Below are 22,940 nucleotides of genomic sequence, written 5' to 3'. Positions count from 1 at the left end.
TGTTTTCCGTACTAAAAGGTCATCTAAGTATGGATCGCTTAACTAAACGGGGTATAGATAAAGCTTTTACCGATATTATGATTTGCCTGATTACATACCTGGCTGGAACTCTTGTTCAGATTAAAACTGGCTCTCTAGCTAATGTTGCGTAATTATTTTTAACTGGTTTACCGGTGTATAACTGAAATTGGGTTTCTTTGTGCCTTTTTGCCAAAAGCTTTATTCTAATTTGATTATTTAGAGCGTTTTAATGGAAATTTTTAAAGTAAATCCCCGGTATTTTGGTGTTGTCACTTGTTATCTGTTATAATTTTTGAATTTTGCAATTGGCTCTTAAACTGAAAATAGTAATAAATAATGACTATTGATTAAATGATTAATAAAGCTACTTTCAGGCAATCCCGAAAGTAGCTTTAAGTTATGCCACTGCTTGGCGACACAAAGCACAAAGCCCTGAAAATAATAAAGTGGCTTTAAGTTATGCCGCCGGGTTATTCACCCTTGTTATAGCGCCGGATGGGCATGCACGGAAGCATCTTCCGCAGCGGGTGCAGTTATCGGCGTTAATGCTGTAATTGGCATTATCATCAATGTAAATGCCGCCATCCCGGCATTCCAGTTCACATGCTGCACAGGCCATGCAAGCTGCAGGATCTAAAATGAAACTGAATTTAAATGTTTTCTTTTCGGCCAACGGTAATTCCCCCTTATTATTGAAATAATTGTTTATGAACTTGTTCTTCGTTTTAGAAAAAAATCCTGCACGATAGTTAAATATAATATCAAAAAAATATTAGGAAACAATAAATAAGAAATCATTTTAATACAGGGGGGGAAATGCATGGCTAAAAAAATAAAGGGGCTGAGTGCCAGGAATTATTATGGGTACCGGCCTGTATGGGAAATGGGGGGGGCCGCGGACGCTAAAAAAAGGCAAAGAATTAGAGGGGTTGACCGTCCAAGCACATAAAAAAAGCTCGGTTATAATAACCGAGCTTTTTTGGCTGGGGCGGCTGGATTCGAACCAACGAGTGACGAGTCCAAAGCCCGTTGCCTTACCACTTGGCTACGCCCCACTATGTATAATTGGTGGAGGGGGCAGGATTCGAACCTGCGAAGGCATCGCCGGCAGATTTACAGTCTGCTCCCTTTGGCCGCTCGGGAACCCCTCCATGGTGACCCCACCGGGATTCGAACCCGGGTTACCGCCGTGAAAGGGCGGTGTCTTAGGCCTCTTGACCATGGGGCCATATCCGGTCGTCAGTTATCGGTTATCGGTCGTCGGATTGCTTGTTGGAATTCGCTATCATGGCGAATTCATCCTTAAACCTGACCACTGACTACTGACTGCTGAATTGGTCGGGATGGAGGGATTTGAACCCCCGACCTCCTGCTCCCAAGGCAGGCGCGCTAGCCAAACTGCGCTACATCCCGAGAAACTAAACGCAAAAACTATTTTAGCTTAAGCGTTATCTAAAGTCAAGGTCTGGCTAGATAATTTTTTTTATGGCCTTTGCTAACTGTGCAGCATTTGCGCATTGAAAAACATTATTGCAATAAACTGCATAAATATCCAATATGCAATCATCTGTATTCCACTTGTCCTTGGCTAATGGGTTAAGCCAGATGACCCTGCGGCATTGTTCAACAATGTTACGGAAATGCTCAACTCCGTCAGGCTGCCAATTGTTTCGTGCGTCTCCCAATATGACCAAACTGGTTTGGTGATTGATAACCTGTAAAAATTGTTGGTTAAATTGCTCCCAAACCTTGCCGTAATTACTAAAGCCCGTAGCGGAAATTTTCAACTCCCTCACCAAGCTCTGCGCTGAAATTTCCGACCGCCGGCAGGTTGATTTTATGATATCCGTAATTTCTTCAATTCTATCGACAAAGGCAAAAGAGTGAACGCTTTTGAAGCGATGCTGCATACCAGTTAATATTTGCAAAAAAAATTGGCTATACGGGGCAACCGAGCCGGATAGGTCACACATGACGACGATTTCCGGTTTTGCGGGTGCCCTTTTTTCTTTTTTGATAGTAAGCGGTATTCCCCCACAGGCTATAGCTTTTTTAACCGTTCGACGAATAGCCACACCGCCTGTTGCAGCGGGTTTTTTACTATAACCTTTTTGGGCAGCCAGCTTTGAACCCATGTTAATAATAATTTTGCTGATTTCATGGAGCTGATCGGAATTTGCTGTTGCTATATCGATTTGCCATAGCCCGGTTATCACGGGTGGCTTAAAATCTTTATCATTGGAGTGTAAAACTGCTCTATTACTGGTGTGGGTGAGAAATTTATTAACATGGTGATTGATGTCTTTTGCAACCAACCTCCCGTTGCCGGGCACGCCCTTGCCGGTGCCGCTGCTTGTGTCAGTTTTTAGCTTGATTATCTCGTTGCGGATAGTATTTTTCAATTGGTCAAGATGGCTGCTAAAGGCCTCTGCCGGTAACTTAGGCGGGTTTTTTTTGATATATTCAACGTCCAGGGGAGGAGGTACTACTTTTCCGCTTTCAGCCTGTATGCTTAAAATAAAGCTTTTTAATAAAGCAGGCAGAGCCAGGTAGCTTTCTTTATCCTTGGCGAGTGTGCATAAAAGGGCTGCTTCAACCTGGTCATAATTTAAACCGGTTAGATCAAGGGCTTTGTAAAAATCAATTATTTCGCTTGTTGAAAACTTTAAGCCGGCTTCGCCCAAGTAATGCATTAATCTAGATATTTGTGACTGCATGGGTTAGCACCCTGTTCATAAAGATTTTCATAGCTTCAAATACTCTGTTAATTTGGTCTATGGCGGCATTTTCGTCTGCGATACTGATTTTGGCGGCAAGGGTAAGCTTTAATTGCTTAACGTCATAAACGGCATCAAAGCCGGCTTCTCTTAATGAAAACTGGTGAAAGCCCGTTTGTTTCTTAAAAGAAAAAAATTTCATGATCTCTTCCGGAGGCAAAATAATATTTTCTGCAATATGCGATAAATTCAATTGCTCAATTCCCAAAATGCTTTTTAAGTTACCTAACAGCGCTGCATTTAAAACATGCGGGTTTTTTAGCTCAATGTTGCACAAGATCTTTTTCTTGTCTTGCTGCTGCTTAAATGAAATGTAACCACTATCATTGAAATTAATTATAAACGTATCGGTTTTGTGATGATAATCGACTGCAGCGGGACGGCTGTTAATAAAATCCTGCCACCCTTCGGCCGGCACATGGCTCAGCGAATGGATAATCGGGCCTGAAACCAGCATTGGCGGAGCCTGGCCCTTAAATTCAGGGGAAATTGGCTCCATTAAATCAAACAGTGAAACCTGGTCTATACACTCCTGGCAATTATATTGGCTGTCCCGGAAATGTGACAAGAATTTAATTTTAGCAGTGACAATGTTCCCTTGCACTGCCAGCGACGCGTGGGCAACAATGGCCACATCCCTGGAGCGCCACTCGACCATTCTTATGCCGAGCAGCTCATTGTTTTCCAAATCCAGATGACTTATTTCATGCAGATAAGGTAGTATTTTAACTGGATCATAACATCTTGCCGTGAGCAAAATTTTTGCATCGGTTACGGGCTCGTGAAATTGACCGGCATTGCTTACCTGTACCACTGAAAACAGCATAGGGATAACCTTTTCGGCCCACTGCAAAGAGCTTATTTTCAGCAGCAGGTAATTTTCAGTAATATGAAGAATCAAATCAGGAATCATTACTGTATCCCCGGTTGCTGTAACGTCAGGTTCACGGGATACCATTGTCAGCAGATCTGCCTTCTTTTCCACCTGTCTGGTAAGAATTTCTATTTGCATTTGGTCCTCCTAATGCTGCATTTAATAAATTCTATCATGTAAGGAGCACTTTTTTATGCCGCTAAATACAAATTTTTATCAAAGTATTGATAGCGTCATCAGCGGTCTAACACGGCAGAATTATATAATTAATAAAAAAGCTGCAACGGCAGTTTTCCTGGCTGGACGGTTGGGTAAGCCGCTATTGATCGAAGGGCCGGCGGGAGTGGGGAAAACCGGGCTTGCTGAGGCTGTGGCCGGGGCTTTAAATACCGAACTGTTCAGGCTCCAGTGCTACCCGGGGCTTGATGAAAGCAAGACTCTTTACGAGTGGAATTATCAAAAGCAATTGCTGCACATTCAAGCGTACAAAGACGAAGTTAACGTTTTTTCACCGGCATATTTACTGGAGCGGCCCTTACTTAAAGCTTTTCGGTCCCCAAAGCCGGCGGTATTGTTAATTGATGAAATTGATAAGGGTGAAGAGGAATTAGAAAGCTTTTTACTGGAAGCACTGTCCGAGTACCAGGTCAGCATCCCGGAGCTGGGGGTAATAACGGCTGTTCACAGGCCATACGTGGTCTTAACCAGCAACAGCACCCGCCAGCTCAGCGACGCTTTAAAAAGAAGGTGTATCTTTCTTTACCTGTCATACCCCGAAGCAGTTGTTGAAGAGGCGATAGTTAATTTAAAAGTTCCCGGGATATCCCGGCGGCTGTGCAGTGATGTGGTCAAATTTGTGCAAGAGCTGAGAAAACTAAAATTAAAAAAAGCGCCCAGCATCACCGAGTCCATAGACTGGGCCAGAACTTTATTGCTGCTGGGACGCGGCGGAATAGACGCCGCTTTGGTTAGCGACAGCCTGAATGTATTATTAAAGTATGAAGAAGATATAGCCCGCGCTGAATTGAAGATCGAACAAATGATCCCGGATAAACCTGACGATGGTGCCCAGGGTATTTTGGATACCAGTACCACGGTTCAAAGAGTTGAATATGAACATGACTTAACAAGGTTTGATTTTTAAACAAGTGTTACGATAATTTTTCTCCTGCGGGGCCCGTCAAACTCACAAAAGAAAACCTTCTGCCAGGTGCCCAACTGCAAAGATCCGTTTTGAACAGGTATTGTCTTTTCAGACCCGGTCAGGAGCGTTTTAATGTGGGCATGGGAATTGCCTTCCATATGAGTATAGTTGTTTGATTCAGGAACCAATTGCCTTAAGTAGGTTAATATATCGAAAACAACAGAAGGATCTGCCCCTTCATTTATGGTTACGCCCGCAGTGGTATGCGGCACGTAAACGTTGCACAAGCTGTTTTTTACCTCACCAGCACGAATGATGCGGTTTATTTGAGAAGTGATATCAATAAACTGTTCCCTCTCTTCTGTTCTAATTTCCAATACTTCTTGTATGCTCATTTTGCTACACCTCTTTTTTAGTATATTAAAATAACCTGCCCTTTTAAGGCAGGTTATTTGCATCTATGCTATAAAATAAAGGGCTACAACATGATGAGACTACAGGCTTTGTGCTGCCCTGAACCCTAGGTTGAAGGTTAATATTTCAAGCTTAACGGACAGGTCAACATTTCTTATTTCAATTTCATCCGGAACGTTCAATGCAACCGGCGCAAAATTTAGTATCGCCTCCACACCGTTTTTAACCAGTAAATCTGCCACTTCCTGTGCTGCGCTGATTGGTACGGCAATTACTCCAATGCGAATGTTTTCTCTCTCCGCGATTTCAGGAAACTTTTCCAGGGCTTGAACTTCAAGGTTTCCTATCCTCTTACCTATTCTTGTGGGGTCATTGTCAAACACGCCGGCAATATTAAACCCTCTGACATTAAAACCACGATATGTACATAATGCAAATCCGAGGTTACCGGCTCCCATAATGGCCAGAGACCAGGATTGATCAAGCCCCAGTATCTTTAAAGTATATTTCATCAGATCCTTAACGTTGTAACCTACCCCCCTGGTACCGAATTCACCGAAATAAGCAAGATCTTTTCTGACCTGGGCCGGGCTAACACCTACCCCTTCGGCAATTTCGCCGGATGATACGGTAGTAACCCCATTCCTGTCCAGCCTTTCTAAAAATCTTGAATAAATTGATAGTCTTGTTACTGTTGCTTCCGGTACCCGTAAGGTTTTCAAAAACTTCTCCTCCTCGAAATAACCGTTTATGTTATTAAATTCACATATGTTAAATATTTTAAAACCTCACCATAGTATTGTCAAATGACTTTTCCCAATTAGAATAAATATTACCTCTAACGGGCGAAAAATGGGGTTGAAAAACCAGCTTTTAACTTACTGGACAACATCAGCAAAAGATTGATATGCTGCCTCAATGGTCCGGTCAATCTGCTCTTTTGTATGGGCCAGGGACATGAAGGCAGCCTCATACTGGGAAGGGGCCAGGTAAACGCCTCTGTCCAGCATTGATTTAAAGAACCGGGCATACTGCTCCGTGTTGGATTTTGTAGCTGTCTCAAAATCATAAACGTCATCAGGCGTGAAAAATGTGCAAAGCATTGAGCCGACACGCTTAAAGGTTAAATTCAGGCCTGCCGCACCGGCCGCTTCCCGCAAACCTTTTTCAAGCTGCGCGGATTTTGCTTCTAATTCCTCATAAACCCCTTCTGCCTGGAGTATTTTAAGTGTAGCTATCCCCGCGGTAACCGCCAGCGGGTTGCCGGATAGGGTGCCGGCCTGGTAAACCGGGCCGGAGGGCGCAACCTTGGACATTATCTCCTTCTTGCCGCCATACGCGCCTACCGGTAAACCACCGCCAATAATTTTGCCCAAGCAGGTCAGGTCGGGTTCAATGTCAAATAATACCTGGGCTCCGCCGTAAGCCAGCCGGAATCCGGTCATAACTTCATCAATAATTAACACAGTGCCATATTCCTTTGTTAATGCCCTCAAACCTTGCAAATAACCGTGCCGAGGCGGTACGACACCCATGTTGCCGGGTACCGGTTCAACGATAACCGCCGCTATTTCGTGGCCTGCTTCTGCAAATACCTTTTTTAGAATTTCCAGGTTGTTAAAAGGAACGGTTATGGTGTGTTCCGCCGTGCTTTGAGGCACCCCGGGACTGGTTGGGACACCTAGAGTTAGTGCGCCCGAACCCGCTTTAATCAGCAAAAAATCGGCATGGCCGTGGTAACAGCCTTCAAATTTAACAATTTTGTCTCTGCCCGTATAGCCGCGGGCCAGCCTTATTGCGCTCATGGTGGCCTCGGTGCCCGAGTTGACCAGCCTGACCATGTCCATAGCCGGCAAAGCATCAACTATCATCCGGGCCAACTCGGTTTCTAATTCCGTTGGGGCCCCGAAGCTGGTCCCCTGCTCCAGGCACTGCTGCAAGGCTTCCATGACTATGGGGTGCCGGTGCCCCAGAATTAATGGCCCCCATGACCCCACGTAATCTATGTAGGTATTCCCGTCCACATCTTCAATTAAAGCTCCCTGTCCCTTTTTAATAAACACCGGAGTTGAGCCTACTGACTTAAAAGCCCGGACAGGGCTGTTCACCCCGCCGGGGATAATTTTTTCAGCCTCGCTGTAAAGCTGCCTGGATTTGATTAATTTATCCTGCATTTGGACACCACCTTTGTTAATCAATAAAATATTTCATGCTGCTTTTTTTAAGTTCCTTGGTGCTGAAAATCAACTCATATTTATGTATACCGGTTGCGCCGGCGATAACTTGGGCCTTTTCCCTGCACTCATCTTTATTCAGGCCATGTACCACCGTAAACAGCGTATACGGCCACCCCGGCCGGCTCGGCCTTTGATAACAGTGCGTCACTTCTTTAAATTCAGCCATCTTTTGGCCAACTTCGGAAATTTTGGCTTCAGGCACTTCCCAAACAACCATGGCATTGGCCACAAACCCCAAATCCTGATGGCGCAAGGCGGCCCCAAAACGGCGGATAATGCCCCGGTCAATCATTTTTGTTATTATGTCCATTAATTCCTGTTCGGAAATGCCTAATTTTTCGGCAATAAGCCGGTAAGGCTCCGGAACCAGTGGAATATCGGTCTGAAGCTCTCTGATAATTTGTTTTTCCAGCTTGTTTAACATAGTAACTCCTAAAGGTCAAATTTTACGCGCACTTTAAATACTTTTTGTGAGGGCAGGTTAAGTATTTGGGTTATGCCGGTTCTCGATAATATATCATTTAATATCAATTCAATTTTTTGCTCCGATTCGGCCAGCAGGGTAAACCACATATTATATTCGTGATCGCGCAGGTAATTATGAGTTATCCCGGGGTATTCAGCAATTATCCCCGCTACTTTTTCTATATCCTGCGGCGGTACTTTCATGGCGCACAGTGTTCCCACATAGCCCATTTTCCTGGAATCGAACAGCCCGCCCAAGCGTCTGATAATGCCTGCCTGCCGCATCTTTTTAATTCTGTTGATAACCTCTGCTTCTTCTAATCCCACTTTTTCGGCAATTAACTTATAAGGTTTTGAAACAACGGGAAAATTAGTTTGAATCAATTCGAGGATTTGTTTATCTATCCGGTCCAGTTGCATATGCTAACCCTTTCTTGCGCCATATAAGCACCAGGGCTCTTCGGCCATATAATCGCCGTGATAATAATTAGCCCTGGCCCTGCACCCACCGCATATTTTTTTATATTCACAGCGGCCGCAGCTGCCGCTGTAATTCAGTGTGCGCAATCTTTGCAGCGTTTCATTCTCCCGCCATATTTGATTAAATGGGGTTGTGCGCACGTTGCCTAGCGGTATATTAAGGTAGGCGCAGGGTTGAACGTCACCGCGCGGGCTGATGATGCAATAGGCAGTTCCCGCCAGGCAGCCCCGGCTAAAGCGGGTGTTGATTCCCATTTGCCGGGCGATGCGCATGAACTGCGGGGCGCAGGTTGGCTTTAGCTCTATGTCCACCTGCCCCTGTTTTAGCATAATCCGCTGTAGTAATTGCTCGTATTGCTCGGCCCTGAGGGTTTCAGCCTCAATATTCACCGCCCTGCCTGTAGGGACCATAAAAAAGATATGGTGGCCCCGCGCGCCTTTTTGGACGGCCAGGTCAGTCAATTCTTCAACTTCACCGGCGTTCCATTCCATCACCGTGGTATGAACTTGAAAAGGCAAACCGGCTTCCAGGCAGGCCTTCATACCGTTAACTGCCGCCTGCCAGGAACCGGGGGAATTCCGGAAACGATCATGTTCAGCCGGTTTGGCGCTGTCCAAACTAATGCCGACGGCCAAGGCGCCGGCCTTTTTCAGCGCCCGGGCGGCACTGCCGTCAATAAGCGTGCCGTTGGAGCCCAGTACAGGTCTCAGACCCGAGCGCGCGGCATATTCGATAAGCTCGTAGATATCGTCTCTCATTAACGGCTCGCCGCCGCTAAAGATCATGATCTTAAAGCCCGCCGCTGCAATTTCATCGATCAGTTTTTTGCCTTCTTCAAAACTAAGTTCCTCTTCAGCCTTTGCCCCGGATTCGCGATAGCAATGTTGACAGAATAAATTGCAGGCATTGGTGGTGTTCCAGGAAACCAGCATCTTAACCACCCCCGGATTTCAATTGATTTTAGTCTTGCATAATCCACCGGGCCGCGTCCGGCGCGTGATAAGTTATAATCATATCCGCCCCCGCCCTCTTTAAGCCGGTAAGGGTTTCCATAGTTAACTTTTTCTCATCAATCCACCCCAATTGAGCGGCGGCTTTAATCATGGAGTATTCGCCGCTAACGTTATAGGCCGCCACAGGGTGGTCAAAATTTTCTCTTACGGTAGCAATAATATCCATATAGGCCATCGCAGGCTTAACAATAATAATGTCGGCGCCTTCGGCAATGTCTTGTTCGGCTTCCCTGAGCGCTTCCCGCCTGTTGGGCGGGTCCATCTGGTAGGCTTTCCGGTCGCCAAATTGGGGCGCCGAGCAGGCGGCTTCCCGAAAAGGGCCGTAAAAGGCCGAGGCATATTTTACACTGTAAGACATAATCGGTATATCTTCAAAGCCTTCTCCGTCAAGTGCTTCACGTATTGCTTGAACTCTTCCGTCCATCATGTCGGACGGGGCGATCAAATCCGCGCCGCTGCGGGCGTGAGAAACTGCGGTGCGGGCTAATAATTCAAGTGTGGGATCGTTTAATACCTTTCCTTCGCGAATGATGCCGCAATGGCCGTGATCGGTATACTCACACAGACAGACATCTGTAATTACCAGCAGGTCAGGGTATTTATCCTTAATCGCGCGCACAGCCTTTTGGACTATTCCATTTTCATCGTATGCGCCTGAACCTGTAGCGTCTTTATGATCGGGGATGCCAAACAGCAGGACCCCGGGAATGCCCAAAGCACTTATTTGCGCAACTTCCTTTAACAGCAAATCAATGGTAAGGTTATAAACACCAGGCATGGATTGAACGGGCACCCTCTTATCCTGGCCCTCAACAACAAAAAATGGGTAGATCAAATCATCAACCCGCAAATAATGCTCCCTTACCAGTTTGCGGATGTTCGCGCTGGAGCGAAGACGCCTGGGCCGGGTAACGGGGTAATACATATTAGCACCTCCCGTAGTGTTTAAGATTGTTGAATTTCTTCGTCTGACAGGTAGCAGGCTGGGTCCTGGGCCCAAAAATCACCATATACCGATTCTGCCCGCGCCCTGAAGTTGCCATTGCACATATCCAAATAGCGGCAGCCGGCACAGCGACCCTTAAGCAGAGTCTTGCGGTTCTTTAAGCCATGCATTAAAGTGTTACCGGAATCAGTCCAGATATCAGCAAATTTCCTCTCGCGAATATTGCCTATAACATGATTTCGTGTAAACTGGTCGGGATGAACATTGCCGGACCACCCTACCGCTCCGATGGCCATCCCGGAACGGTTGCCGCCGTTCATCAGCAGCAATTGACGCACCCGCTCAGCTCTTTGGAGATCGGTGTTTTTTAAGTATAAATAAATATATACGCCGTCGGCATGATTATCAACGGTTAAAATTTCTTTTGCCAATCCCCTGCGCTCAAAATCCAGGGTCTTTTCGATAATCAGATCTAAAACTTGCCGGGTCTCGGAGTGGCTGATATCGGAATCAACCATCTGACTGCCCCGCCCGCTATATACCAGGTGGTAAAAACACACCCTGGGTATGTCCTCTTCCTCAATTAACTTGAATATATCAGGTAACTGCAAAAAATTATGGCGATTGATCGTAAACCTGAGCCCGACTCTTACACCGGCCGCACGGCAGGCGCGAATGCCGTTTAACGCCTGGTCAAAAGCTCCCTGGCGGCCGCGAAAGTTGTCATTATTGGAACCTATACCGTCCAGGCTTATGCCAACGTAGCTGATTTGGGTTTGTTTGATCAGGTTGGCCACGTCAGGGGTGATTAACGTGCCGTTGGTGGAAATGGTAGCCCTGATACCTTTTTCCCCGGCGTAACCGGCCAGCTCAAAAAAATCCTTGCGCAGTAAAGGCTCTCCGCCGGAAAAAAGGATCACCGGAACATGGAAAGAGGCCAGGTCATCAATAAAGTTTTTAGCCTCTTCCGTGGTCAATTCTTCCTTGCCGGCCTGTTCGTCGGAACTTGCATAGCAGTGCATACACTTTAAATTGCATGACCTGGTCATGTTCCAGACAACCACCGGGCCGGTCCCCGGCGCCGTGCCGTTGGGCTGACACCCGGAATCCCTTTTATAGCGCAGCGAATCGCCGAAATTCTTGGACCCGCAAAGCAATCTGCTTACACTTATCATTATAATCCCTTCATATCAATGGAATTGGCATCATTTATAATTGCCTTAACCAATCCCGGTATAGTATATTCGTGAGCCACTATATCACATCGCAGCCCCAAATCTGCAGCTGTTTTGACAGTTATGGGGCCGATGCAGGCAATTTTGGTATTCTTGAGCAGGCTGGTATCGGATGGTTCGATACCGAGCAGGGTAATAAAATTCCTTACCGTTGAAGAACTGGTAAAGGTAATAATATTAATTTTGCCCTTTGCCAGCATTTCCTTTATCGCACCGGCGTTGGAAGAAGTAGCCAGGGTTCTGTACGCGATTACTTCATCAACTTCGGCGCCCAGTGCCCGTAAGGATTCGGGCAATAATTTTCTGGCGATATCGGCCCGCGGCAGCAGTATTCTGTCCCCGCTGGAGATTTTGTGTTTAAGCCCCTCAACTATTTCCTCCGCCCTGTATTCTGCGGGAATATAATCAACATAAAGGGCCATCGAGCGCAGTTCCTTACCGGTCTGGGGTCCAATGGCGCATAATCTGATTCCTTTTAAATCCCGGATGTCACGGTTAAAGTACTGAAAACGTTTAATAAAGCTTTTTACACCGTTTACACTGGTAAAAACAATCCAATCGTAGGTTTCTATATGTTTAATCGCCTTATCCAGAGGCTCGAAATCATCCGGGTCAGCAATGGTAATAGTGGGGAACTCAACTGGTTCGCCACCCAGGTTTTCTATCAACCGGGAGAGAACGCTGGCTTGCTCGCGGGAGCGGGTCACCAAAATCCTTTGGCCAAACAGCGGCTTGTTTTCAAACCATTTGAGTTTGTCCCTGAGTTTTACCACTTCCCCGACAATAATTATAGCCGGGTTTTTAAAGTCTTGCTCTACTGCCAGTTGGGCTATACTGGCAAGGTCGCCCACCAGTGTTTTCTGTTCAGGCCGGGTGCCCCACCGGATCAACCCAACCGGCGTTTGTGGCGATCTACCGTGCTCCACCAGGCGTTTGGCTATTGCCGGCAGGTTGCTCATGCCCATTAAAAAAATAAGAGTTCCTGTGCCTGCGGCCAGCTTGGCCCATTCGATGTTCGAATTTTCCTTGGTCGGATCTTCATTGCCGGTGATAATGGAGACTGATGAAGTGAAATCCCTGTGGGTGACAGGTATTCCGGCATAAGCCGGCACGGCCACGGCTGAAGTAACCCCCGGCACTATTTCAAAAGGAATGCCATGCCTGGCAAGCTCCTCGGCTTCCTCGCCCCCGCGGCCAAAAACAAAAGGGTCACCCCCTTTTAAGCGGGCTACCGACATTCCTTCTTTTGCTTTTTGGACCAGCAAATCGTTTATTTCACTTTGGGTGAGGGTGTGTTTGTCGGGCTGTTTGCCGACAAAGATGATCTCTGCGTCCGGCCGGCTGTAATCCAGCAGGCGTGGGCTGGCCAAACGGTCATAAATAATAACATCCGCCTGCTGAATGCATTCCAAACCTTTAACTGTGATCAAACCCGGGTCGCCCGGCCCGGCACCAATAAGATAAACAGTTCCTTTATTTATCATCATCTATACCAAACTCCTGTCTGGCCCGTGCTAATATTTCTCCCGCGCCTTGTTCCAGAAACATTTCAGCAAGTTTTTCACCAAGCTGCTCCGCTTTTTCAGCCGGTCCGGAAATACTATGGCGAACCGCTTTGGTGCCCTTAAGATCGACAACTATTCCTTTCAGTGTTAGATGGCCGCCATTTTCAACTCTGCCCAGCGCCCCAATCGGCACCTGACAGCCTCCCTCCAGCCTTCTCATGAAGGATCTTTCTGCTTCTATCGCTTGTCTGGTTATTTTGTGGTCTATACCGGTGATCAAACTCATTGTTTCACTGTCATCAGAACGCAGCTCCACACCTATGGACCCCTGGCCCACCGCCGGCAAACAAATATTAAACGGTATGTAATCTGATATTAAGTGTTCAAAGCCCATGCGCTTAATACCTGCATACGCAAGTACGACGGCATCAAGGTCAAGTTCTTGGAGCTTGCGCAAACGGGTGGTCAGGTTGCCCCTGATGTCAATCATTTCAAAGTCCGGCCTGTAATTCAAAAGCTGGGCCCGCCGTCTTAAACTGCTTGTGCCGATGCGGGCGCCTGCTTTCAGTTCATTTAACTTTGCACCGTTTTTTGATATCAATACGTCCCCGGGATATTCCCTTTCGCAGATTGCCCCTATGGTAAGGCCGCCGGGCAATTCGGTGGGAAGGTCTTTCATGCTGTGGACGGCCATACTGATCCGGCCTTCCAGCAAAGCGTATTCGAGTTCCTTGGTAAACAGGCCTTTATCGCCTATTTTGGCCAGTGCCACGTCCAGAATGTTGTCACCCTTGGTTTTCATCCCTTTAATTATAAAACTATGGTTTGGATTGTACTTCCGCAATTGCCGGGCAACCCATTCCGACTGCCACATAGCCAGATTACTGTCCCGGGAGCCGATTATTATTTCACCTAACATTTTACCTCCTGCACCTTACCATGCTGCCGCTTATAGGACAAGGATGTCCACCGGGTGCGCCCAAATAATTGCCCCACCCGGCAGGAATAGACTATCATCAACCACGCATTAATGCCTGTACCGGTGCCGGGCGATCTTGAATATGTTCCGGTTTGATCCCGGTTTCCCTTACTTTATCAAGACGAAATAGCGTATCTATGGTTTCATTATAAAGCGGGCCTTTGTCGGTTAACGCATATTCCTTTAAGTTAGTAACGGGAGCGTGCAGCAGTTGATTGACAATGGAATTGGCCATTGCTTTAATTACATTTTTATCGTGATCCGATAAATCGCCAAGCCTGTTAAAAGCACGCTCTAGTTCTTTTTGCTTGATTTCTTCGCCAAGTTTTTTAAGCGCAGCCACAGTGGGTATCACATACTGGTAACCAAGCCAGTGGGCAAACTCCTCAACGCTTTCTTCTATCATGCCTTCTGCCTGCACAGCTGCGCGCTTGCGCTCCATCAGGTTGTTGTCGACCACGTTTTGCAGCGCATCGATGTCATACAAAGACACACCGGGCAGCCTGCCGACCTCCGGCTCAATATCTCTTGGCACTGCTATGTCAATCATCATAATCTTTTTACCAGGGTTTTCCGTCAATACTTTTTGAACTTGTTCTTTTTTAACTACGTAGTGGGTTGCCGCGGTGCAGCTTATAACTATGTCGGCAGAACCAAGGTAATCGTACAGTTCATTAAATTTTACGGCTTTGCCCTTAAATTGATCCGCCAGGCAGACTGCCCGCTCGAAGGAGCGGTTGGACACAATAACCCCGGAAACCCCGTTTGATACCAGGTGCTTGGCGGTTAGTTCACTCATTTTGCCCGCACCTATAACCAGAACAGATTTTCCTGTTAAACTTCCAAATAATTGTTTGGCCATTTCAACCGCGGCATAACTGATGGAAACGGCATGTTGATCGATACCGGTTTCCGTGCGGACTCGCTTGCCGGTGGTTACCGCCTGCTTAAACAGGTTATTGATAACCTTGTCAGTGGATTTATGTTTATGTGCTGACTGGTACGCGGTCCTGACCTGCCCCAGTATTTGGGTTTCTCCGAGCAGCATTGAATCAAGCCCGGCAGCAACTTTAAATAGATGCTGAACAGCTTTATTTTGAATATGAACGTAAGTATATTTTTTTATTAGAGTTAAGTCAACTCCGGATTTGTGTTTAAGAAAAATCCTTATATTCTCAATCCCAAGTTCAGAATCTGACACATGGGCATAAATTTCCGTGCGGTTGCAGGTGGAAATAATTACACATCCCTGTATGAGTGGATCAGCAAGCAATTTGCCATAAGCCTCCTGCAATGCATTATCTGAGAATGACATCTTTTCACGAATCTCTACCGGAGCAGTTTTATGATTTAAGCCCACCAGGATTATAGACATTTTTTACCCGCTCCTTTGCCTGCTCTAATTCTCCCTGCTTAACCAGGTCAATGGTGACATTATCAACCAGGTTTTTAAGGATAAAACTTCTTTGTTCCTGGTCCTCGACATTACTAATAACCAAGTTTCTGATATTGCCAATGTAGTCTATAAACTCTTGAAACTGGGGGCCGAAATCAGCCTCTAATTTTTCTCTGAGGGCCCTGGCCATGCCCGGGCTCTTGCCGCCGGTGGAGATGGCCAGCTGCAGGTCTCCCCGCGCGACCGTAGAAGGTACGATAAAAGTGCACAGTGAAGGTTGATCAACTACATTAACCGGGATGTTTTTCCCTGCACAATCCTTTGCCACGGCACTGTTCACGGCCTGGTCATTGGTAGCGCAAAAAACAAGGCAGGCGTCATCAAGTTCGGCAGGCCGGTAACTGGTTCCACTATAAACCACCTGACCGCTTGCGACCATCTCCTGCAGCGCTGCATTTAATTTTGTGCTGGTGACATGGACTTTGGCACCGTATGCCAAAAGGCTTCTGACCTTTCGCTCGGCAACGCTGCCCCCGCCTATAACCAGACATTTTTTACCCTTAATATCCAAAAAAAGAGGGTAATGCTTCACACCAAATCAACCTTTTCTAAAACTTTCTTATGCCCACGAAATCGGCAATTATCTGCATTGTTTTTTTTACGGGCATATCGGGTAGTAAATTTAATTCCTTTTTTGCCCGGGCAATGTATTTTTGAGCAATTTCCGAAGAGTATTGAATGCCCCCGGCTTCCTTAATTAGAACAATAGCCTCGTTAATTTCATCCTCGGTTTTGTTGCGTTTGGCAATAAGCTCGTTTAATCTGCCACGATCAGGGCTTTTTTGCAGCGAGTAAATTGCCGGCAGCGTAATTATGCCCTGGCGAAGGTCGCTTCCAACCGGCTTCCCCAGCTTAATTTGTTCGGCTGTCATGTCCAGGATGTCGTCAGTAATTTGAAAAGCCATGCCTATGTTATGGCCGAATCTCCGCAATCCTTGATGTATGCCGGCAGGGGCCCCGCAGGCAACAGCACCAAGCTGCGAGGACGCTGCAATCAGTAAAGCGGTTTTTCTATTGATGCGGTAGAAGTAATCCTTAATATTCTGGTTGGTGTCAAAAGCGGTTGAAATTTGAATTATTTCACCTTCACACATTTTAACGCTGGTTTCAGCCAAAACTTTGGGTATTAAAGGCTCTTCATACCTTGATATTAAAATTAACGACTTACCCAGTAAATAATCGCCAACGTGTGAGGAAATTTTATTCCCCCAGCGGGCTTTAACCGTTGGCATTCCTCTTCTGGTAAGGGAAGAATCAACTACGTCATCATGTACCAGGGTGGCCATATGAATAAGTTCTAAAGCCACGGCAAGAGGTAAAAGCTTGTCTAAATCGAAATGATAAAACTTCCCGCCCAGTAAACAAAATGCTGGACGTAATCTTTTCCCCCCGGCGTCAATCAGGTGGGTTGCCGTTTCGGTAAGCAGTTCGTTTGATGCTCGTACCGCCTGTTTTAACTCTTCTTCCACTATGCCGAGCTCATACCGTATTTCGCTAAAGAAATCAAAATCCATAAAGTTCACCTACTTGTGGCAACGATGCTCACACGAGCAACAAACAGGAACAATCATAAGCCTTCGACACACTTGTGTAAATTTCCTCTAATGGTTTATTTGCAAAAACAAAGACTTGAAAATGAACTATAGTAAAATATGCTGTTATGAGCCCTCAGGGCTCACTTATAATAGATTATTATATTTTACCTTTAAAATCAATCGAATTGTATACACGATGAACTTGTTTATATTTATATCATTTGCTATAATGTCTTTGTTGTCCCCCAAAACAATATACGGGGGTGGATGGTGCCTGGTGGTGCTCCTGGTCTTCAAAACCAGTCGTGGGGCGGCGTTCCCGTCCCTGGTGAGTTCGATTCTCACACACTCCCGCCAGTAATAGCAGGGCTTCCGGGATTCGGAAGCCTTTTATATATCCGTCGTCCTGCACACCCCCTCCCGCGTATAGGCTGTATACGCGCGTGGTGTTATTGCCACCGGTCTGGCGGCTGTGGCTGCCCGATCGGTTGGCGGGGAAACTTATGTTTTTCCTGATAGGATTTATCTATTCCTGAAATTGATCTCAAAATGCGTTGGTTATTTAAGTGTCGAAAGTTCATCACCCCTTCGAAAGCTATCTACCGGAAAAGTACAGATTTGCGACAGGAACAATGCGTGAATATATTCCAGGTAAAAGACAAGTCTGAAGGGTCGTATTTAAAAATATAAACCGCAAGCACCAGGCTAGCGGTTATGTTGGCTCATTTTACAAAATATTAATTTTGCGTAACTTTTATTTTTCTTTCTTCTGTTGTTGGTTTAGCCGGGGAAAGATAGTTGTTTAGAGGCTCGCTATCAAACAACGAGGAATCACCAAGTTTTGTTATAATAATTGACGTAACAGCACCGTAAACAGCATGAGTTGCCATATATGATAAGTTGCTCATAGCGTCTTTAGGTTTAACACCATTCTGCGTTAAGGCACCAAGGAGTGCGGTAATGGTTGAGCCCAGCGTTATACCGGATAGGACTCCTTTAGTCAAAGCGTAGTCTCTACCCGTCTTTGATAATAAATGTACTATGCCAATGCCACCCACTGCGGCCATGCCGAAATCGAGCAGTCCTCCAAGTACTTGCCCCTTAAGATTTGTTGCTTCACTTTTTTTATTTACCCAGACACCGGCTGCTGCCGTACGAAATGATCTTTTAGAAATCTTCTTGCTTAGTAAAGCTTCATCCATGATGGTTTTTACGATGTTTCCCGTAAAACCTGATATTATTCCCAATAACACTCGATCCTTTATTTTCAAGCATAGCACATCCTCAAAATATAAATTTTAAAGATAGTTTTGCTTGGGCAGTAATGAAATTATGTATGGTAAAAAACCCCGTACTTTTATTAAAGATTACCCGCAAAATTTTCATTGTAAGATACCCGCCAGGCGACATTGCTTCCAATGTGTTCCAAACCAAATGTGAAAGCTTTTAGATTTAACTCCCGGATATGATCCTTAAACAGTGATTTAATTGTTTCCACAAAGTACTCCCGGCCGAAGGGTAAAAGCCCGCTGCCAGCCAGTGCGCCGGTCATCACCATGTTGGCCGCCATCGGGCTGCCGGCTTCTTTGGCCAGCTCCGTAGCCGGCAGCACATGCACCCGTCCGGCCATTTTTTGCACCGCTGCCAGGATTTTTTGCGGCTGGGGGTATTTGTCTTCACCCAGCAGGCACCCCAGGGGGTAGTTGGGACGGTTGTTCATAATAATTACAGTGTCGGGATTGGCATAGTCCAGCATTACCCGCACGGTTTCCACCGGCTCAAAACCGGCTATCACGTGGGCCCTGCCGCGGGGAATCAGCGGGCCGTACGGCCTGTCGTGCGATATGCGCACGTGGCTCATCACCGAGCCGCCCCGCTGGGAGACACCGAAGGTTTCACCCACCGCCACCCGGTACCCGGCCTCAACCGCCGCAACTGAAATAACCTGGGAAGCCAGCACGTTGCCCTGCCCCCCCACGCCGGTAACAATAATATTCAGAGGTTCGTGAAAAGCGCCCATGCCATTTACACCGTCCTTTCCACCACAATGGCCTGTTGGGGACAAAGCGTTGCACATACCCCGCAGCCGTTGCAGACCGCTTCATCTATGCGCGCCTTGCCGCTTTCAGCGTCCCAAATGTTGGCCGGGCAAGCAAACACTTTACTGCAGAACCTGCTACAGCCGCAGCTATCACCAATACACTTTTCCGGGTCGACGTAAACCCGGTTCTTCTGCTTGCCTTTCACCGCTGCCAGAGCGCAGGCCCGCCGCAAAATTAAAACCCGGGGACCTTGCTGCTGCAGCATCCGGTATACGGCTTCGATAGCTGCTTCCACATCGTAAGGATCCTGAACCGCGTATGGTATCCCAATGCCGCGGATAATTTCTTCCATAGGCACGGTATCTGCCGGTTCCCCGGTGGCGGTCGTTTCCCGGCCCGGGTGCGGTTGGTGGCCGGTCATGGCCGTAGTTTCATTATCCAGCACCACACACATGAAGCTGGCCCGGTGGTAACGGGCGTTGACCAGCGCCGGAAGAGCGGCATGATAGAAAGTGGAATCACCTACCACGGTAATTACAGGTTTATCAAAGCCGAAACAGTCCAGTTTACCCAATCCGGATGCTATACCCACACCGGCGCCCATGCAGTGCATGGTTTGCAGGAGATAATATCCCGTTCTGGCAATGCCCAGTGTATAACAGCCGATGTCGCCCAGCACAATGCCGCCCCGTCCATCCAGCTCCAGGGCCGTCCTGATGGACCAAAAGGAAGCCCGGTGCGGGCAGCCGGCACAAAGGGCCAATTCACGATCCGGCATTTTAGTCCCGAGCAAGTCAAAGATTTCTTGATGAGCAGGTAAAGCCGGCTTAGTGTAGGGTGTGCCCCATATGGCAGACAGGGATTGAGCCAGCACATCGGGGTCAAGCTCACCTATTCCCGGACCGTTTGGGCCGGCTACCTGCCCGTTCCTTTTACCGTAAAATTTTATTTTTCCAACCTCGTCCCAGTGACGGGCCGCCAGGGCCATCACGTTATCTTCCACAAAGGGTTCTACTTCCTCCGCAAAAACCACTTCGGCGGCGGTTTTTAAATAGCTTAATAAAAGTTTTTCAGGCAAGGGCCAGGTAACGCCGAGTTTCAACACCCCGACCTGCTCGCTTAGCCCCAGCATTTCCAGCGCTTCCAGCGCGTACATATAACAAGGTCCGCTGGCTATGACCAGCCGGCCGGCATCGCCCGGGCCGTGATAGGAGTTCAACCGGGAATTGCCGGCCCAATCCGATGCCCTGGCCAGCTTTTGCTCCTGCAAGGCATGCAGCTTAATGGAAAAGGTTATGACCCGGTCCCCTTGATTAAAAGCAGGCCGCCTGCCGGCCGGGGCCAGTTCACCCAGTAATACGTCCCCGCTGGCATGACAAACCCGGGTGACGCAGCGCACAACCACCGGCAGCTGCAGGCTTTCCGACAGGGAAAAAGCCTCCCTGGTTACATCTTTGGCTTCCTGCACCGAGGCAGGTTCCAATACAGGCAAATGCAACGCCTTGCACAAGTTGCGTGAATCTTCTTCCCGCACACTGGAATGTGCGCCGGGGTCGTCCCCCACCACAATAACCATGCCGCCCCGGCAGCCCGATATGGCCAGCGCGCTGGCGAAGTCCAGGGCTACATTCAGGCCGTCGGCCTTCATGATCACCAGAGACCGCAAACCTGTAAAGGAAGCGGCAGCCGCGACTTCCATAGCTACTTTTTCATTAATTGACCATTCGGCATATAGATTAAACTGCCGGGCCAATTTGGCCAAAGTGCCCAGCACTTCGGCAGTGGGAGAACCAGGGTAGGAAGAAGCATATCCCACACCGGCCTCCAGGGCGCCCCGGGCGATGGACTCATTGCCCGTCAACGCAACCTTGACTCCCGGCTTATCGCAGCATACTCCCATGATGGTCACTGGCCGATCCCTCCCCATTGTTCTTCCAGCTGCTTTTGGTATTCCGGCGGCACTACCGGGCAGCCGGGCCGCCCCGGCTGGTATTCCTGCATCTTCAACACCCGCATTTTCTTATTCAACGCAGCCCGCCGGAGCAAAGGGAACCTTTCAGCCGGGTATTCCCCAACCTCCAGCACATTTAACCGCAGCGCCAGGTCAAGCAGTTCCCGCCCCTTGTCGGAACGCGCCAGCACTGTATTCCAGGCCGGGTCATACTCGGTGGAACCCACCGCGATATCGGCCCATTCAGAGGTACTGTCTAAACATAAATTACATGACTTTTTGATATATGGCCGCAAATCTTCCACCTGCCAACGGTATGTGCCCGACTCTGCTTCAATAACCGGACCTTCTACCGGAATGTCCATCTTAATAATCTTATCTTTAACCTTGTTCGTTAGAAATTGATAAAATTTGGGGTCCAAGGCCCAGAAACAGAACAGCCCCAGCACCAGCCCGAATGATCCGGCCTGGTTGAACTGCGTCCCCGGTAACGGACTGTGTTCTGCTTTGCGCGCCGCCAAAACCTGGCAGGGCCGGCCGACAACGCCCGGATGATCAAGGCCCTCCCTGATCGCCCGGTTCAATATTTCCAGCGTGGGAACACCTGTATACTTGGACCCGGCACAGGCCCTGGCTTCATCAGCGCTGCGGGCCAGCACCGGGTAAGGGTTTAAAACGTCCCCGCCGGTCAGGACCATTGCGGATACCATACCCTGTTCCAGGGCCAGTGCGGCCAGGGCTGAGGCCACGCCGCCGTACTGGGCCCCTGAAGCCCTGTCCTGCACCGCCCGCGCGATATATATACCCTGCATTACCCCCAGGGCCTGGTCTTCCCTTTCCCGGCCAAAAACAGCCAGGTCCATCGCTCTCACGTCCACCCCTGTCTTGGGGCAAATGCTGTAACAAGTTCCTTCCGCCAGCCCGCAGGGGTAAATTACCCGCACCCTGTCCCGGGCTGTTTTTATGTATGGGCACAGACCCACGCACATGCCGCAAGCAGAACATAGATCTTGATCTAAAACATCATTTTTCAAATCTTTCTGGCCCGGCAAATTCCATCATCTCCCTTGCCGCAATTCAGCTATCTTGTTCTAAATTTCGCTTTCCGGATGGAAATTACCTTTTAAATTCCAGCCGTAAATTCATGAATTTAAATGAAACTACGGTGTGACCAAGATCACAATCACTGGGTGAGTTTCTTAACTGATTGCCGCATTCTTTGAGGATATGATCAAAACCAGGAGGTGACAAATTTTATGAGAGATACCATTGAACAGCTTGACCGGGCTGTAAATCCCTATAGTGGAAACAAAATAGCAAATTATCTTTGCAAGATGAAAGGCGGTAAGTGCGATAGCCTGCCCGGAATGAGCATGTCCGGGCTGTTGATCACAGCGCTGGGCAGTTTTTGCGGCATCGGGCTGGTGGCTATGTTGTCACAGTTTTATCAGCTGCCGCTTTTACTCCCTTCATTTGGCGCTTCGGCGGTACTGCTTTACGCCGCCTGCCACGTACCTATGGCACAGCCCAGAAACGTCATCGGCGGGCATATTGTCTCGGCGCTGATGGGCGTAGTGGTATATCAGTTGTTTGGCGGTGCGTGGTGGTCTATCGCCCTGGGTGTGACAATGGCCATCGTGGCCATGACAGTCACTTACACCCTGCACCCGCCCGGAGGCGCCACAGCTTTTGTAGCCGTTTACTCGGGACAAAATTTCAGCTTTATCCTCTCTCCTGTGGGAATCGGTGCCGTCTGTTTAATCATTATTGCCCTAATAGTCAACAATCTGTCCAGTGAACGTAAATACCCTGATTACTGGTATTAAAAAAATACGTGTTGAAAATACATATAGTGAAATTCAGTT

Annotated in this window: 23 protein-coding genes and 5 tRNA genes; 4 read left to right on the top strand and 24 right to left on the bottom strand. The window is 47.8% G+C overall.

Translation table 11 applies throughout. From position 1 onward, the window contains the following. Positions 1-478: 478 nt before the first annotated feature. Positions 479-694, bottom strand: coding sequence for an ATP-binding protein (locus tag H569_RS0105860; protein ID WP_027364236.1), 216 nt, complete (start codon positions 692-694; stop codon positions 479-481). Between the two features lie 147 nt (positions 695-841). On the opposite strand from H569_RS0105860, the gene H569_RS23320 reads away from it, so the two are divergent. Further along, entirely contained in the window at positions 842-970 is a 129-nt protein-coding gene (locus H569_RS23320; protein ID WP_257720092.1) for a hypothetical protein, read from the top strand. Between the two features lie 31 nt (positions 971-1,001). Here H569_RS23320 and H569_RS0105850 read toward each other — a convergent pair. The 6 genes from H569_RS0105850 to H569_RS0105825 all read right to left on the bottom strand — a co-directional run bounded on the left by H569_RS0105850 (position 1,002) and on the right by H569_RS0105825 (position 3,810). Next, a tRNA-Gln gene (locus tag H569_RS0105850) sits at positions 1,002-1,076 on the bottom strand. Between the two features lie 11 nt (positions 1,077-1,087). Continuing rightward, positions 1,088-1,172, bottom strand: a tRNA-Tyr gene (locus tag H569_RS0105845). Position 1,173: 1 nt separating this feature from the next. Then, positions 1,174-1,249, bottom strand: a tRNA-Glu gene (locus tag H569_RS0105840). A 107-nt stretch (positions 1,250-1,356) separates the two neighbouring features. Next, positions 1,357-1,434 (bottom strand) — tRNA-Pro (locus H569_RS0105835). A gap of 56 nt (positions 1,435-1,490) precedes the next feature. Next, positions 1,491-2,738, bottom strand: a complete 1,248-nt coding sequence (locus H569_RS0105830) for a VWA domain-containing protein (RefSeq protein ID WP_027364235.1) — start codon at positions 2,736-2,738, stop codon at positions 1,491-1,493. Then, the gene (locus H569_RS0105825; RefSeq protein ID WP_027364234.1) at positions 2,719-3,810 is read right to left on the bottom strand and encodes a hypothetical protein; all 1,092 of its coding nucleotides are present in this window, start codon (positions 3,808-3,810) and stop codon (positions 2,719-2,721) included. The genes H569_RS0105830 and H569_RS0105825 overlap by 20 nt, the downstream gene beginning before the upstream one ends. Before the next feature lie 55 nt (positions 3,811-3,865). Between H569_RS0105825 and H569_RS0105820 the strand changes: the two genes are divergently transcribed. Then, a complete protein-coding gene (locus tag H569_RS0105820; protein ID WP_027364233.1) occupies positions 3,866-4,816 on the top strand; it encodes an AAA family ATPase in 951 nt (316 codons plus the stop codon). On the opposite strand, the gene H569_RS0105815 is transcribed toward H569_RS0105820, so the two are convergent. The 13 genes from H569_RS0105815 to H569_RS0105755 form a co-directional block, all read right to left on the bottom strand. Next, positions 4,813-5,211 carry a secondary thiamine-phosphate synthase enzyme YjbQ gene (locus H569_RS0105815; protein WP_034629668.1) on the bottom strand — a complete coding sequence of 133 codons (399 nt, stop codon included), beginning with the start codon at positions 5,209-5,211 and terminating at the stop codon, positions 4,813-4,815. The two genes, H569_RS0105820 and H569_RS0105815, sit on opposite strands and share 4 nt — an antisense overlap. A 99-nt stretch (positions 5,212-5,310) precedes the next feature. Then, positions 5,311-5,952 (bottom strand): redox-sensing transcriptional repressor Rex, encoded by a 642-nt coding sequence (locus tag H569_RS0105810; protein ID WP_027364231.1) that lies wholly within the window; start codon positions 5,950-5,952, stop codon positions 5,311-5,313. Between the two features lie 156 nt (positions 5,953-6,108). Continuing rightward, positions 6,109-7,404, bottom strand: a complete 1,296-nt coding sequence (gene hemL / locus H569_RS0105805; protein WP_027364230.1) for a glutamate-1-semialdehyde 2,1-aminomutase — start codon at positions 7,402-7,404, stop codon at positions 6,109-6,111. A gap of 16 nt (positions 7,405-7,420) precedes the next feature. Then, positions 7,421-7,891 carry a siroheme decarboxylase subunit beta gene (ahbB, locus tag H569_RS0105800; protein WP_027364229.1) on the bottom strand — a complete coding sequence of 157 codons (471 nt, stop codon included), beginning with the start codon at positions 7,889-7,891 and terminating at the stop codon, positions 7,421-7,423. An 8-nt stretch (positions 7,892-7,899) separates the two neighbouring features. After that, positions 7,900-8,352 (bottom strand): siroheme decarboxylase subunit alpha, encoded by a 453-nt coding sequence (ahbA, locus tag H569_RS0105795; protein WP_027364228.1) that lies wholly within the window; start codon positions 8,350-8,352, stop codon positions 7,900-7,902. A 3-nt stretch (positions 8,353-8,355) separates the two neighbouring features. Then, positions 8,356-9,345 (bottom strand): putative heme d1 biosynthesis radical SAM protein NirJ2, encoded by a 990-nt coding sequence (gene nirJ2 / locus H569_RS0105790; protein WP_027364227.1) that lies wholly within the window; start codon positions 9,343-9,345, stop codon positions 8,356-8,358. A 28-nt stretch (positions 9,346-9,373) separates the two neighbouring features. Continuing rightward, the gene (gene hemB / locus H569_RS0105785) at positions 9,374-10,351 is read right to left on the bottom strand and encodes a porphobilinogen synthase (RefSeq protein WP_027364226.1); all 978 of its coding nucleotides are present in this window, start codon (positions 10,349-10,351) and stop codon (positions 9,374-9,376) included. A 20-nt stretch (positions 10,352-10,371) separates the two neighbouring features. Beyond that, positions 10,372-11,547 (bottom strand): putative heme d1 biosynthesis radical SAM protein NirJ1, encoded by a 1,176-nt coding sequence (nirJ1, locus tag H569_RS0105780; RefSeq protein ID WP_027364225.1) that lies wholly within the window; start codon positions 11,545-11,547, stop codon positions 10,372-10,374. Beyond that, complete coding sequence (cobA, locus tag H569_RS0105775) at positions 11,547-13,094, bottom strand: uroporphyrinogen-III C-methyltransferase (protein WP_238492473.1); 1,548 nt, start codon at positions 13,092-13,094, stop codon at positions 11,547-11,549. Before cobA ends, nirJ1 begins: the two co-directional genes overlap by 1 nt. After that, the gene (hemC, locus tag H569_RS0105770; RefSeq protein ID WP_027364223.1) at positions 13,081-14,031 is read right to left on the bottom strand and encodes a hydroxymethylbilane synthase; all 951 of its coding nucleotides are present in this window, start codon (positions 14,029-14,031) and stop codon (positions 13,081-13,083) included. The genes cobA and hemC overlap by 14 nt, the downstream gene beginning before the upstream one ends. A 97-nt stretch (positions 14,032-14,128) precedes the next feature. Further along, positions 14,129-15,466 (bottom strand): glutamyl-tRNA reductase, encoded by a 1,338-nt coding sequence (gene hemA / locus H569_RS0105765; RefSeq protein WP_027364222.1) that lies wholly within the window; start codon positions 15,464-15,466, stop codon positions 14,129-14,131. Next, complete coding sequence (locus tag H569_RS0105760; protein ID WP_027364221.1) at positions 15,435-16,079, bottom strand: precorrin-2 dehydrogenase/sirohydrochlorin ferrochelatase family protein; 645 nt, start codon at positions 16,077-16,079, stop codon at positions 15,435-15,437. The genes hemA and H569_RS0105760 overlap by 32 nt, the downstream gene beginning before the upstream one ends. 16 nt (positions 16,080-16,095) lie before the next feature. After that, the gene (locus H569_RS0105755) at positions 16,096-17,061 is read right to left on the bottom strand and encodes a polyprenyl synthetase family protein (protein ID WP_027364220.1); all 966 of its coding nucleotides are present in this window, start codon (positions 17,059-17,061) and stop codon (positions 16,096-16,098) included. 280 nt (positions 17,062-17,341) lie between these two features. On the opposite strand from H569_RS0105755, the gene H569_RS22440 reads away from it, so the two are divergent. After that, positions 17,342-17,439, top strand: a tRNA-Sec gene (locus H569_RS22440). 380 nt (positions 17,440-17,819) lie between these two features. Here the strand turns inward: H569_RS22440 and H569_RS19365 are convergent. From H569_RS19365 to H569_RS0105735, 4 genes are all read right to left on the bottom strand, one after another. Beyond that, complete coding sequence (locus H569_RS19365; protein ID WP_034629664.1) at positions 17,820-18,353, bottom strand: hypothetical protein; 534 nt, start codon at positions 18,351-18,353, stop codon at positions 17,820-17,822. A gap of 89 nt (positions 18,354-18,442) precedes the next feature. Further along, positions 18,443-19,102, bottom strand: a complete 660-nt coding sequence (locus H569_RS19360; RefSeq protein WP_051273325.1) for an indolepyruvate oxidoreductase subunit beta — start codon at positions 19,100-19,102, stop codon at positions 18,443-18,445. A gap of 5 nt (positions 19,103-19,107) precedes the next feature. After that, positions 19,108-21,024 carry a thiamine pyrophosphate-dependent enzyme gene (locus H569_RS0105740; protein WP_027364219.1) on the bottom strand — a complete coding sequence of 639 codons (1,917 nt, stop codon included), beginning with the start codon at positions 21,022-21,024 and terminating at the stop codon, positions 19,108-19,110. Between the two features lie 5 nt (positions 21,025-21,029). Then, positions 21,030-22,127: a Coenzyme F420 hydrogenase/dehydrogenase, beta subunit C-terminal domain gene (locus H569_RS0105735; protein WP_027364218.1), complete on the bottom strand. Its 1,098-nt coding sequence runs from the start codon at positions 22,125-22,127 to the stop codon at positions 21,030-21,032. Positions 22,128-22,331: 204 nt separating this feature from the next. Here H569_RS0105735 and H569_RS0105730 point away from each other — a divergent pair, with 204 nt between their 5' ends. After that, positions 22,332-22,901: an HPP family protein gene (locus H569_RS0105730; RefSeq protein WP_027364217.1), complete on the top strand. Its 570-nt coding sequence runs from the start codon at positions 22,332-22,334 to the stop codon at positions 22,899-22,901. Positions 22,902-22,940: the final 39 nt, after the last annotated feature.

This window comes from Desulfotruncus alcoholivorax DSM 16058, from assembly GCF_000430885.1.
GTDB lineage: Bacteria > Bacillota > Desulfotomaculia > Desulfotomaculales > Desulfallaceae > Desulfotruncus > Desulfotruncus alcoholivorax.
This window is presented reverse-complemented; position numbering and strand designations above follow the sequence as displayed.